Source organism: Oxalicibacterium sp., assembly GCF_035565035.1.
Taxonomy (GTDB): domain Bacteria; phylum Pseudomonadota; class Gammaproteobacteria; order Burkholderiales; family Burkholderiaceae_D; genus Oxalicibacterium.
The window spans coordinates 1-12,961 of sequence record NZ_DATMTD010000032.1 but is presented as its reverse complement, the minus strand read 5'-3'; the positions used below and the strand labels follow the sequence as shown (position 1 = coordinate 12,961).

Annotated in this window: 11 protein-coding genes; 9 read left to right on the top strand and 2 right to left on the bottom strand. The window is 55.0% G+C overall.

From position 1 onward, the window contains the following. Positions 1 to 120 precede the first annotated feature (120 nt). The 6 genes from rimP (at position 121) to typA (ending at position 8,613) form a co-directional block, all read left to right on the top strand. A complete protein-coding gene (rimP, locus tag VN114_RS03075) occupies positions 121 to 606 on the top strand; it encodes a ribosome maturation factor RimP (RefSeq protein ID WP_325511875.1) in 486 nt (161 codons plus the stop codon). Then, positions 603 to 2,162 (top strand): transcription termination factor NusA, encoded by a 1,560-nt coding sequence (gene nusA, locus VN114_RS03070; protein ID WP_325511873.1) that lies wholly within the window; start codon positions 603 to 605, stop codon positions 2,160 to 2,162. The genes rimP and nusA overlap by 4 nt, the downstream gene beginning before the upstream one ends. Positions 2,163 to 2,210: 48 nt before the next feature. After that, positions 2,211 to 5,003, top strand: a complete 2,793-nt coding sequence (gene infB, locus VN114_RS03065; RefSeq protein WP_325511871.1) for a translation initiation factor IF-2 — start codon at positions 2,211 to 2,213, stop codon at positions 5,001 to 5,003. 141 nt (positions 5,004 to 5,144) lie between these two features. Then, on the top strand, positions 5,145 to 5,531 hold the full coding sequence (rbfA, locus tag VN114_RS03060) for a 30S ribosome-binding factor RbfA (protein WP_325511868.1): 387 nt from the start codon (positions 5,145 to 5,147) through the stop codon (positions 5,529 to 5,531). Positions 5,532 to 5,606: 75 nt separating this feature from the next. Next, positions 5,607 to 6,551, top strand: a complete 945-nt coding sequence (gene truB / locus VN114_RS03055) for a tRNA pseudouridine(55) synthase TruB (RefSeq protein WP_325511866.1) — start codon at positions 5,607 to 5,609, stop codon at positions 6,549 to 6,551. Between the two features lie 223 nt (positions 6,552 to 6,774). After that, positions 6,775 to 8,613, top strand: a complete 1,839-nt coding sequence (typA, locus tag VN114_RS03050) for a translational GTPase TypA (RefSeq protein WP_325511864.1) — start codon at positions 6,775 to 6,777, stop codon at positions 8,611 to 8,613. Between the two features lie 132 nt (positions 8,614 to 8,745). Here the strand turns inward: typA and VN114_RS03045 are convergent, their stop codons facing one another. Continuing rightward, positions 8,746 to 10,068 (bottom strand): aspartate aminotransferase family protein, encoded by a 1,323-nt coding sequence (locus VN114_RS03045; protein WP_325511862.1) that lies wholly within the window; start codon positions 10,066 to 10,068, stop codon positions 8,746 to 8,748. A gap of 225 nt (positions 10,069 to 10,293) precedes the next feature. Here VN114_RS03045 and dusA point away from each other — a divergent pair, with 225 nt between their 5' ends. The 3 genes from dusA to VN114_RS03030 all read left to right on the top strand — a co-directional run bounded on the left by dusA (position 10,294) and on the right by VN114_RS03030 (position 12,665). Continuing rightward, a complete protein-coding gene (gene dusA, locus VN114_RS03040) occupies positions 10,294 to 11,307 on the top strand; it encodes a tRNA dihydrouridine(20/20a) synthase DusA (RefSeq protein ID WP_325511861.1) in 1,014 nt (337 codons plus the stop codon). Positions 11,308 to 11,611: 304 nt separating this feature from the next. After that, positions 11,612 to 12,061, top strand: coding sequence for a BON domain-containing protein (locus VN114_RS03035; RefSeq protein WP_325511859.1), 450 nt, complete (start codon positions 11,612 to 11,614; stop codon positions 12,059 to 12,061). 97 nt (positions 12,062 to 12,158) lie between these two features. Then, on the top strand, positions 12,159 to 12,665 hold the full coding sequence (locus tag VN114_RS03030; RefSeq protein WP_325511857.1) for a DUF421 domain-containing protein: 507 nt from the start codon (positions 12,159 to 12,161) through the stop codon (positions 12,663 to 12,665). A 74-nt stretch (positions 12,666 to 12,739) separates the two neighbouring features. On the opposite strand, the gene VN114_RS03025 is transcribed toward VN114_RS03030, so the two are convergent. Further along, complete coding sequence (locus VN114_RS03025) at positions 12,740 to 12,871, bottom strand: entericidin A/B family lipoprotein (protein ID WP_325511855.1); 132 nt, start codon at positions 12,869 to 12,871, stop codon at positions 12,740 to 12,742. Between the last annotated feature and the right edge of the window lie 90 nt (positions 12,872 to 12,961).

Genomic DNA, 12,961 nt, shown 5'->3' with positions numbered 1-12,961 from the left:
CCGGCGGTCAGAACGATAAAAAAGATGGGCAGATGCCCATTTTTTTTTGTTAAACGGTTTGTGTTGTTGTGCCAGGTCTCGTGCTCATGGCGGCGTGATCGACGTTTTCGGAGAATCCCCTTGCAGTTGTCGGTACTGATTGAGAAAACCCTGATGGGCATGGGGTATGAACTTGTCAATTTCGAGCAAGCTGCTCGCGGTGTGCTCCGTGTATACATCGACTTCACACCTGAAGATGCCGACAAGGGAAACATTACCGTCGAGGATTGTGAAAAGGTCACGCACCAGTTGCTGCATGTGCTGACGGTCGAAAATGCCAATTACGAACGGCTCGAAGTATCGTCGCCGGGACTTGATCGTCCGCTGAAGAAGTTATCGGACTATGTGCGGTTTGCCGGTGCAGAAGCGCTGGTGAAATTACGCCTGCCGATGCCGAATGCGGCAAACCGCAAGTCCTTCCAGGGTATTTTGCTGGAACCAACGGGCGAAACGCTGGCGCTCGAATTTGAAGGAAAAGATGGGCCGGCAAAGCTGGAATTTACGCTAGCCGATGTAGACAAGGCGCATTTGGTGCCGAAAGTGGATTTTAGGAGTCGCAAAGCATGAGTCGCGAAATTTTGCAGTTGGTTGATGCGCTGGCGCGCGAAAAAAACGTCGAAACAGACATCGTATTCGGAGCGTTGGAACATGCGCTCGCCCAGGCGACCAAAAAACGCTATGAAGGCGATGTTGATATTCGCGTTTCGATCGATCGCGAAAGCGGCGAATTCGAATCGTTCCGTCGCTGGCATGTTGTGCCCGATGACGCTGGCCTGCAATTGCCGGATCAGGAAATCCTGCATTTCGAAGCCAAGGAACAGATCGGCGATATCGAAGTCGACGACTACATCGAAGAGCCGATCGAATCGGTCGAGTTCGGTCGCCGTTTCGCACAGGACACCAAGCAGGTCGTATTGCAGCGTATCCGCGACGCCGAGCGTGAACAGATTCTGGCCGACTTCCTGGAGCGTGGCGATTCGCTGGTGACGGGCACCATCAAGCGCATGGAACGCGGCGATGCAATCGTCGAGTCCGGTCGTATCGAAGCGCGTCTGCCGCGCGACCAGATGATCCCGAAAGAGAATCTGCGTATCGGTGATCGCGTTCGTGCCTTCATTCTGCGTATTGATCGCAATGCGCGCGGCCCGCAGGTGATCCTGTCGCGTACCGCGCCTGAATTCATCATGAAATTGTTCGAACTCGAAGTGCCGGAAATCGAACAAGGCATGCTGGAAATCAAATCGGCGGCACGTGATGCTGGCATACGCGCAAAGATCGCTGTCTTTACCAGTGACAAGCGTATCGATCCGATCGGTACCTGTGTCGGCATGCGCGGCTCGCGCGTGCAGGCGGTGACCGGCGAGTTGGGCGGCGAACGTGTCGATATCGTGCTGTGGTCGGAAGATCCGGCGCAATTCGTGATCGGTGCGCTTGCACCTGCCAACGTTTCGTCGATCGTTGTTGATGAGGAAAAGCATGCGATGGACGTGGTGGTCGACGAGGAAAATCTCGCGATCGCGATTGGTCGTGGCGGTCAGAACGTGCGTCTCGCATCGGAACTGACTGGCTGGCAGATCAACATCATGACGGCCGAGGAATCGGCGGACAAGTCGTTGATGGAAACGGCTGCGATTCGCATCTTGTTCATGGAAAAACTCGATGTCGATCAGGAAGTCGCTGACATTCTGGTGGAAGAGGGTTTTGCGACGCTGGAAGAAATCGCCTACGTGCCGATCAGCGAAATGCTGGATATCGAGGCGTTCGATGAAGATACCGTCAATGAATTGCGCAATCGTGCACGCGATGCACTATTGACCGAAGCCATTGCCTCCGAAGAAGGCATGGAAGGCATGGACGATGCGCTGGCGAACCTGGAAGGCATGGATCGCATCATCGCAGGCAAGCTGGGGCTGGCGGGCGTCAAGACGCTCGACGCCTTTGCAGCGCTGGCGTATGACGAATTCGGTGCGATTCTCGCGCTGTCTGCGGACCGTGCGCGTCAACTGATTGAAAATGAATTTGAAGATGTGACCGACGAAGAGATGAAGCTCATCGACGCGAAATACGACGATCATGCCAAGGCGCTGCAAGCCAAGGTATGGAGCCTCGTGGAAACGAAGTAATTCGCGCAGTTGATTGCATCCAACGTGTCACATAGAAAAGAGGACTGAATGGCGAGTAACAACGTAGCCCAATTTGCCACCGAGCTAAAAATGCCGGCAGATGTACTGCTGACGCAACTGCGCGATGCCGGCGTGGAGAAGAGCTCGGCGTCCGATGAATTATCGAAAGCCGACAAGGACAAGCTCCTTGATCATTTGCGCCGTGCGCACGGTGTTGCGCCTGATGGCGAGAAGAAGAAAATCACGCTGACGCGCAAGGAAACAACCGAGATCAAGCAGGCAGATGCCACCGGCAAGTCGCGCACGATTCAGGTTGAAGTGCGCAAGAAGCGCACGTTCGTCAAGCGAGACGATGTCGCGGAAGAACCAGCAAAACCTGCGGCGCCGGTCATCGACGAAGCAGAACTTGCACGCCGTGCCGATGAAGCACGCCGTCAGGCCGAGCTAATCGCACGTCAGGAAGCGGATCTGCGCGAGAAGCAGGAGCGTCTTGCCAAGCTGGAAGCCGAGAAGGAAGCGCAGGCTCAGGCGTTGCTGAAAGCGGAAGAAGCAGAAAAAGCGGCCGAGGAAAAACCAGCTACCGCAAAAACCGACGAAACGGCTGCAGAAGAAAAGAAACGCATCGCCGTCGAAGAAGCGAACAAGAAAGCCGCACAGCTGGCGAAAGACGCGGCGAAGGAAGCATCCGAAAAAGCGGCTGCAACAGAAATTGCCCGCAAGGCAGTAGCTGACGAAGTCGCCCAGATCAAGGCGATGATGAACGCGCCGCGTCGTGCCATCAAGGCGCCGGAACCTGCGCCTGCAGCGAAGCCTGCGGAAGGTACGTTGCATAAGCCGGCTGACAAGAAGCCTGGCGAGAAGAAAGACGACAAGAAAGCCGTTGCCACTCCCGACAAGAAATCGATCAAGTCGGCAAATGTTTCGTCGACCTGGCAGGATGACGCGAAAAAACGCGGCACCGGCGGTCTCAAGACGCGCGGCAATACCGGCGGTGGCCGCGATGGCTGGCGTGCGGGGCCGAAAGGCCGTCGTCCGTCGCATCACGAAGATCGGGAAACCAATTTCCAGGCACCGACCGAAGCGGTGGTCAAGGATGTGCACGTGCCTGAGACGATTACCGTCGCCGAACTCGCGCACAAGATGTCGGTCAAGGCATCCGAAGTCATCAAGCAATTGATGAAGCTCGGCCAGATGGTCACGATCAACCAGGTTCTCGATCAGGAAACAGCAATGATCCTGGTAGAGGAAATGGGCCACCTCGCTCATGCAGCCAAGCTGGATGATCCGGAGGCGCTGCTTACCGAAGGCACAGAACATGCGGACGCCGAACTGATGCCGCGTGCACCGGTCGTCACCGTCATGGGTCACGTCGATCACGGCAAAACCTCGCTGCTGGATTACATCCGTCGCGCGAAGGTTGCATCCGGCGAAGCCGGTGGCATTACGCAGCACATCGGCGCTTACCACGTCGAAACGCCGCGCGGCATGATCACCTTCCTTGATACGCCGGGCCACGAAGCATTTACCGCGATGCGTGCGCGTGGTGCGAAGGCCACGGATATTGTCATTCTGGTGGTCGCAGCCGACGACGGTGTGATGCCGCAAACGAAAGAAGCAATTGCTCACGCAAAGGCTGCAGGCGTACCGCTCGTTGTGGCGATCAACAAGATCGACAAACCGGGTGCCAACATGGATCGCGTCAAGCAGGAACTGATTGCGGAACAAGTCGTGCCGGAAGAATACGGTGGTGATTCGCCGTTCGTGCCGGTGTCGGCAAAAACCGGTGAAGGTATTGACGCATTGCTCGAACAGGTTCTGCTGCAAGCCGAAGTGCTGGAATTGAAAGCACCGGTCGATGCGCCTGCTCGAGGCCTGGTTGTCGAAGCCAAACTCGACAAAGGTCGCGGTCCGGTTGCCACGATTCTGGTTCAATCCGGTACGTTGAAGCGCGGCGATGTCGTGCTGGCAGGTTCTGCCTATGGCCGTGTACGTGCAATGCTGGATGAAAACGGCAAGAATATTTCGGAAGCCGGTCCATCGATTCCAGTCGAGATCCAAGGTTTGACCGAAGTGCCGAATGCCGGCGAGGAAGTCATGGTCATGGCGGATGAACGCAAGGCGCGGGAAATCGGCCTGTTCCGTCAAGGCAAGTTCCGCGACGTCAAACTGGCGAAACAGCAGGCGGCAAAACTGGAAAACATGTTCGAGAACATGGGCGAAGGCGAAGTCAAGAATCTGCCGATGATCATCAAGACCGACGTGCAAGGTTCGCAGGAGGCGCTGGTTGGTTCGCTGCAGAAATTGTCCACCAGTGAAGTGCGAGTGCAGGTTGTGCATGCTGCCGTCGGTGGTATTACCGAATCCGACGTTAATCTTGCGGTTGCTTCTAAAGCGGTCATCATCGGCTTCAACACGCGTGCAGATGCGTCGGCACGCAAGCTGGCCGAAGCCAATGGCGTCGACATCCGTTACTACAACATCATTTACGATGCGGTGGACGAAATCAAGGCGGCGATGTCGGGCATGCTGGCACCGGAGAAGCGCGAACAGGCATTGGGTCTGGTCGAGATTCGTCAGGTTATTCTGGTCAGCAAGGTCGGTGCGATTGCCGGTTGCTACGTGCTCGAAGGCCTGGTGCGTCGCGGCGCGTCGGTTCGCCTGCTGCGCAATAACGTGGTGGTCTGGACCGGCGAACTCGATTCGCTGAAACGCTTCAAGGACGATGTGAAGGAAGTTAAATCCGGCTTCGAATGCGGTTTGACGCTGAAGAACTTCAACGAAATCCAGGAAGGCGATCAACTCGAAGTCTTCGAGGTCCAGGAAGTTGCCCGCACGCTGTAAGTTGTTATACACACGGGGAGCAGATTGCTCCCCGATGTTTTTCTGCGGCAGTATTGTATAAGCCGTATTGTTACATTACCTTCGGTAGCGCATGTATGGACGTCAGGTCATTCAATCGCACTATCGTTTCATATTCAGTCCATGGCCAAGCACAGTAAATCCATTCCCGGACGCGGTTTGCGCGTCGCAGATCAGATCCAGCGCGATCTGTCTGAAATCATTGCGTTCGAGTTGAAAGACCCGCGCGTCGGGATGATCACACTTACCGAAGTGCAGGTCACGCCGGATTATGCACACGCGAAGATTTTTTTCACGACGCTTGTGGATGATCAGGAAAAGATACGCAACACGATCGCCGGACTTGCTGCGGCATCCGGTTATCTGCGCGGCCAGCTCGGACGTCGCCTTACCATTCATACCTTGCCGGAACTGCATTTTGTGCACGATACATCGACCGTACGCGGCATTGAAATGTCGAAGCTGATCGACGAAGCAAATGCTTCACGCGCCAGCGATGCGGAAGACTGATCGGCGCGTTGCGCTTCGCCTTTCTGCAATGTCATATGCGGCCGATTAAACGGCATTAATTCTGTATTTCTCCTCATGGCATCCCCCCAAACTAAACGCAAACGTGTACCGGTTCACGGTGTGTTGCTGCTGGATAAACCTGTCGGTCTGTCCAGCAACGATGCATTGATCAAGGCGAAACGTTTGCTGAACGCGGAAAAAGCCGGGCACACCGGCACGCTCGATCCGTTTGCTACCGGTTTGCTGCCACTGTGTTTTGGCGAGGCAACCAAGTTCGCACAGGATTTACTGGATGCGGACAAGACATACGAAACGGTCGTGCATCTCGGCGTGACCACCACGACCGGTGATACGGAAGGCGAGATTCTGGACACGCGCGAGATCGATGTCAGTCGTTTGCAAATCGAAGAGGCCCTTTCGCAATTTACCGGTGATATTCAGCAGATCCCGCCGATGTATTCTGCATTGAAACGGGATGGCAAGCCGTTGTACGAATATGCGCGTGCCGGTGTAACGCTCGAACGTGAGGCGCGCGCAGTCCGCATTCATCAACTGACATTGATCGACTTTCAGTCGCCGTATCTGACCTTGCGCGTTTGTTGCAGTAAAGGCACATACATCCGTGTGCTGGGCGAAGACATCGGCGCAGCACTCTGTTGCGGAGCGCATCTGAATGCGTTGCGACGTGTGCAGGTTGGCGATCTGACCATTGGCGGCGCAGTGACGCTGGAAGGCTTTGCCGAACTGGACGAGGCGTCACGGCAATCGGCGCTGGCACCGGTTGATGCATTGCTGACATCGTTTCCCAAAATACAGTTATCGGAAGATCTGGCGAAACGTTTCCTGCACGGCCAACGTCTTGCGCTGGGTAAGGAAGATGTCTCCTTGCCGGATGGCGAAGGACGCGTACGCGTTTATCGCCAGCTTGACGATGCATTGCTTGGCACCGGGCGGATGCAGGCTTACGGCGTATTGGCTCCCGAACGCTTGATTGCAACGGCGAACAAGATTGATTGCTGATCGGAATGTTGGCGTTAATGCAAAACGCCGATTTTCCGGCTTTGCTCGATTCCGACACATTAAACCGACTGTCTTTGTCTGCGACAAATGCAGCGCGTCACTGGAATGTTACAGAAGGCGCGGCAACCCATTGAAATTTCAAGGGTTTTCACGATTCTGAAATCGGGTGCGTGCTATAATCTACGGTTTCCTGAATTCAGGCCTCCACGCTTTACCTACGAACATGTCAAATTCCAAACGCGCCATTCGCAACATCGCCATCATCGCTCACGTTGATCACGGCAAAACCACGCTGGTTGACCAACTGCTGCGTCAGTCCGGTACCTTCCGCGACAACCAGCAGGTTGACGCCCGTGTGATGGATTCCAACGATATCGAAAAAGAACGTGGCATCACGATTCTGTCGAAGAACTGTGCCGTGGAATACAAAGGCACGCACATCAACATCGTCGATACCCCGGGCCATGCTGACTTTGGGGGCGAAGTGGAGCGTGTATTGTCGATGGTCGACAGTGTGCTGCTGCTGGTCGACGCGCAGGAAGGCCCGATGCCGCAAACGCGTTTTGTCACGCGCAAGGCGCTGGCACTGGGCTTGAAGCCGATCGTGGTCGTCAACAAGATCGACCGTGAAAACGCCGATCCGCAAAAAGCGGTCAACGCCACTTTCGAACTGTTTGACAAGCTGGGCGCGACCGACGAACAACTGGACTTCCCGATCGTTTATGCATCGGGCTTCAAAGGTTACGCTGGTCTGGAAGACACCGTGCGTGAAGGCAGCATGGAACCGCTGTTCGACGCGATCCTGGAACACGTTCCTGCGCGTGAAGATGATCCGGACGGTCCTCTGCAATTGCAAATCACTTCGCTGGAATACTCGTCGTACGTCGGCAAGATCGGCGTTGGTCGTATCCTGCGTGGCCGCATCAAGGCGCTGCAAGACGTGGTCTGGATGAATGGTCCGGAAGACAAGCCGACCAGGGCGCGTATCAATCAGGTTCTGACGTTCAAAGGCCTGGATCGCGTTCTCGTTGACGAAGCGCAGGCTGGCGACATCGTGTTGATCAACGGTATCGAAGAAATCGGCATCGGCTCCACCATCTGCGCACCGGATACCCCGGAAGGCTTGCCGATGTTGAAGATCGATGAACCGACGCTGACGATGAACTTCATGGTCAACAGCTCGCCGCTGGCTGGTCGCGAAGGTAAATTTGTCACGACGCGCCAGATCCGCGATCGTCTGGAAAAAGAACTGAAGTCGAACATGGCATTGCGCGTCCTGCAATCGCCGGACGACGATTCGACCTATGAAGTGTCGGGCCGCGGTGAATTGCACCTGACCATCCTGATCGAGAACATGCGTCGCGAAGGTTTCGAGATGGCTGTGTCGCGTCCACGCGTGGTGTTCAAGATGGTAGACGGCGTTCGTCATGAGCCGTACGAGAACCTGACCGTTGACGTCGAAGAAGCCAATCAAGGCGGCGTGATGGAAGAATTGGGCCGTCGTCGTGGCGATCTGCAAAACATGGAATCGGACGGCAAAGGCCGCGTCCGTCTGGAGTACCGTATTCCTGCACGTGGCCTGATCGGCTTCCAGGGCGAATTCATGACGTTGACGCGCGGCACCGGCTTGATGAGCCATGTGTTCGATACCTACGCACCTGTCGACAACACCAAGGGTGAACTTGGCGGTCGTCGCAATGGCGTGTTGATTTCGCAGGATGACGGTACCGCCGTTGCCTATGCAATCTGGAAACTGCAGGACCGCGGCCGCATGTTCGTCAACCACAACGATCCGGTCTATGAAGGCATGATCATCGGCATTCACTCGCGTGAAAACGATCTGGTCGTCAATCCGATCAAAGGCAAGCAACTGACTAACGTGCGCGCATCGGGTACCGATGAAGCCGTGCGTCTGGTTCCGCCGATCGAATTGTCGCTGGAATACGCGGTCGAATTCATCGACGACGACGAACTGGTCGAAGTCACGCCGAAGAGCATTCGTCTGCGCAAGCGCTTCCTGAAGGAACATGAGCGCAAGAAGGCAAGCCGCGACGCTGCGTAATTCTGGTTGAATGCAGCGTACTGTCGCTGCTACGAAAAAGCCCGCACTCTCGACCCTAGGGTCACTGGAGTCAGCGGGCTTTTTTACAGGTGCGGTTACAAGTGCGGTAATTGCAAACGCCGCGAGAAGGAATCATTTCATCGACTTGAGAATGTCGGCAATGCTGCCGAAGATTTCGTCGACTTGCGCCTTGTTGATGATCAGCGGGGGCGACAGCGCAACGACATCGGCCACGGTGCGTAGGAGTATTCCCTTGTCCCAGAATGCTTTTGTAAAAATGTCATAGGCGCGCGTCCCGGGTTTGCCGGCGATTCCTTCGAGCTCGATGCCGCAAACGAGTCCGAGATTGCGGATGTCCTTGACGAATGGCAGGCCTTTCAGACTGTGAGCAGCATCCTCAAAGTAGGGCGCCATGTCCGTGGCTCGCTGGAATAATTGTTCCTCTTCGTAGACGGCGAGTGTAGCGATTGCCGCTGCAGCGGCAATCGGGTGACCGGAGTAGGTGTAGCCGTGGAAAAACTCGATGGTATCTGTCGGCGCAGCGTCCATGAAGGTATCGTGGATGTCCTGGCGCACGATGACGGCGCCCATCGGTACTGCCGCATTGGTCAGACCTTTTGCGCACACGATCATGTCCGGTTTGATATTGAAGAAGTCTGCACCGAACGGTGCGCCAAGACGGCCGAAGCCGGTGATGACCTCATCGAAAATCAGCAGGATGCCGTACTTGTCGCAGATGGCGCGAATTTTCTCCAGGTAGCCTTGCGGCGGCAGGATCGCACCGGTCGACCCTTGGACAGGTTCGACAATGACGGCGGCAACCGTCGACGGGTCGTGGAGTGCGAGCAGGCGCTGTTCGAGTTCGTCGGCCATTTCGGCACCGTGCTTCGGCAGGCCGCGCGAAAAAGCATTCTTTTCGATGTTGAGCGGATGACGCAGATGATCCGCAGCAGCGAGGCTGGGGCCGAACTGCTTGCGGTTGCCGGCCATGCCGCCGACCGCGATGCCGCCGAAGCCGACGCCGTGATAGGCGCGTTCCCGTCCAATCAGTCGGGTACGACCAGCATCGCCGCGCATGCGGTGATAGGCAAGCGCAATTTTCAGTGCAGTATCGACGGCTTCGGAGCCGTCATTACAAAAAAATACGCGGTTCATGCCTTCGGGCGCGATCGCAGCTAACGCACTGGCGGCTTCGAACGCTTTTGGATGGCCCATCTGGAAAAGAGGGGCAAAATCCATCACCGCTGTCTGTTTCTGTACCGCCTCGATGATCTTCGGGTGGCAATGACCGGCATTGACGCACCACAGACCGGCCGTGCCATCGAGAAGCCTGCGGCCGTCATCCGTTGTGTAATACATGCCGGATGCCGCTGTCAGCAGGCGCGGTCTGGCCTTGAACTGGCGATTGGCGGTAAATGGCATCCACAGATGCGTGGTATCGAGAGGCGATGACATTGCGCGGTGCTTTCCGGTGGGAGGATGCAACAATGTTATTACGTTTTTGTAATCGCAGGATAAACGATTACCGCAGTTTGTTTAATCAAGAACAAGACATGAGTGCAACACGAACGCCGCTACTTTGCAGCGCCGCGCCGTCATCTTGCGTATACTTCGTATCCGGCATGTGCCGTCATGGAAAGAAAGCGATCAATCACGATTGATTGCGGGAAGTCAGTTCGAATGAAACAAGAAAAATACCTGCCGCGTCGCGTTTCTGTCGCTCCGATGATGGATTGGACAGACAGGCATTGCCGCATGTTTCATCGGCAGATCACACGCCACACCTGGTTGTATACCGAGATGGTGACGACCGGGGCATTGCTGCATGGCGACGTACCCCGGCATTTGAATTTCAACGATGAAGAACATCCTGTCGCGTTGCAGCTCGGCGGAAGCGAGCCTGCCGATCTGGCGAGGAGTGCGCGACTTGGTGAGCAATGGGGCTATGACGAAATCAACCTGAATTGCGGATGCCCTTCAGAGCGTGTGCAAAAGGGGGCGTTCGGTGCGTGTCTGATGAACGAGGCGCCATTGGTTGCCGACTGTGTCAAAGCGATGCGCGATGCCGTACAGATCGATGTCACGGTCAAGCATCGCATTGGCATCGACGACGTTACTTCCTACGATTTCGTGCGCGACTTTGTCGGTACAGTGGCGGACGCCGGATGCAATACGTTTATCGTTCACGCACGCAATGCGATTCTGCAGGGCTTGAGTCCAAAGGAAAATCGCGAAATTCCGCCGTTGCGTTACGAGTTCGCCTATCAATTGAAAAAGGATTTTCCTGCGCTGGAAATTCTCATCAACGGCGGGGTCAAGACGGTAGAGGAAATCGATGCGCATTTGCAGCACGTCGATGGCGTGATGCTCGGTCGCGAGGCATATCACAATCCGTATCTGATGGCTTCTTTCGACGCCCGTTATTACGGTGATGCAGCATCGCCAAAATCGCGTGCAGAAATATTGCAGGCGATGATTCCCTACATTCGCGAGCAGTTGGCGCAATACGGAAAAAGCGAGAAAGGTGGCGGCCTGAAGCTCAACAGCATCACACGTCACATGCTCGGCCTGATGGCAGGCCTGCCGAACGCGCGCGGTTTCCGCCAGACGCTTTCCGATTCGAAAAAGCTCGCACTGGGCGATCCGGATTTATTGCTGCAGGCATTGCAGCGCATGCAGCCGCTCGCGGCATGATTCATTAGCCCGGTTTGTCCGGACATTTCTCCGCTGGTTTTTGTTTGCGTATTGTTTGCGCGTAACTTTAGCTTCGGCATGTAAATTTTACCGGGAGCAAGTTCGGGGATAGATCGTTCCTGTTTTCTCTTCGAACCTTCTGGAAAAAGTGTGGTCAAGAAGATAACCGATTTGATTTGGCGCATGTTGCACCAAGGAAAATCGGGCGGGAAATCCGTCTTGCGAGTTCGTTTGCTTCCGATTCAGGCATTAACAAAGATCTAATGGAGGCACGTGGATTCCTTATTTTCACGAAAGGAAAATCATGATGAAAACATTGCCGAATAATTCGAAAGCAGTCATTGGTGCCGCGATGCTGGCCGTCCTGTTCGTTGCAGGTTGCGAGCGTCGTGCCGCAGAAACACCTGCATCGACCGATTCGACGACCACCAGTCCGGCGCCGACAACGCCACCGGAAAACACGGCGCCTGCTGCACCTTCGGCAACCGTGCCGGAGAATCCGGTGCCGCCTTCGGAGGCTGGTAAATCCGCCGGTGCAGTCATTGACGATACGGTTGTCACAACCAAGGTGAAAACCGCTTTGCTGGCTGATTCCGATATCAAGGGGCTGGATGTAAATGTCGATACAGCCCAGGGTGTTGTTACGTTGAACGGTGCGGTGAATAATCAGACCCAGATTGACCGTGCAGCAAAGATCGCCGGTGAAGTCGAGGGTGTGAAGTCCGTCGTCAACAACCTGTCGATCAAGAAGTAACGGTTTTCAGGCGGTATTGCATCGGCCATCTTCATGATGGTCGTTGCAATTAATACTGCAATACATGCCGCAATTTGAACGCCAACCGTGAACCATCATGGATCTATTCGCCGGTATAGATGTGGCGGGACTGTTCAGCAACGATGTTCCCATCCTGGAAATATTCGTTCGTGGAACAGCCATCTATTGGCTGCTTTTTCTTATCTTCCGTTTCGTCATCCCGCGTGAGGTCGGTTCTATCGGCATCGCCGATATTCTTATCCTCGTCATCATTGCAGACGCATCACAGAACGCCATGTCGGGGGAATACAAGACCCTGACAGACGGTATTGTCCTCATTGTTGTACTTGTGGGCTGGAACGTGATTATTGATCGTCTTGGCTATTATTCGCCGACTTTCCGACGCTTTACCACGCCATCTGCGCTATGCCTCGTGAAAAACGGGCGGCTGTTGAGACGTAACATGCGTCGCGAGTTTATTACCGAAGAAGAGTTGAAAAGCCATTTGAGGCTGGAAGGCGTCGAGTCATTCGACGAAGTGGCACACGTTTATCTGGAATCGGACGGGGGCTTCAGTGTCGTGAAAAAAGAAGCGAATAAATGATGCCTTGCGAACGTAAAAAAAGAGCGTGAAGATTCACGCTCTTTTCATTTGTCAGGACGGGAACAAGCCAAATGCTACTTGTTTGCGGCATCCTGGACTTTTTCGCCGCCGCGTTCTACGTCCTGACCAAAGCCGTGGACAGTATTACAGGCAGTCAGGCCGATACCCATTGCGAGGATGCACAGGACGGAAATGATTTTTTTCATGGTGTTTCCTTTCTGATTTAGCGAAGCGTGCGGAGCCTCTTTTGCGAACGATACTGTGATGCCTCATTGATCGGCAACAGTGTTCATTAG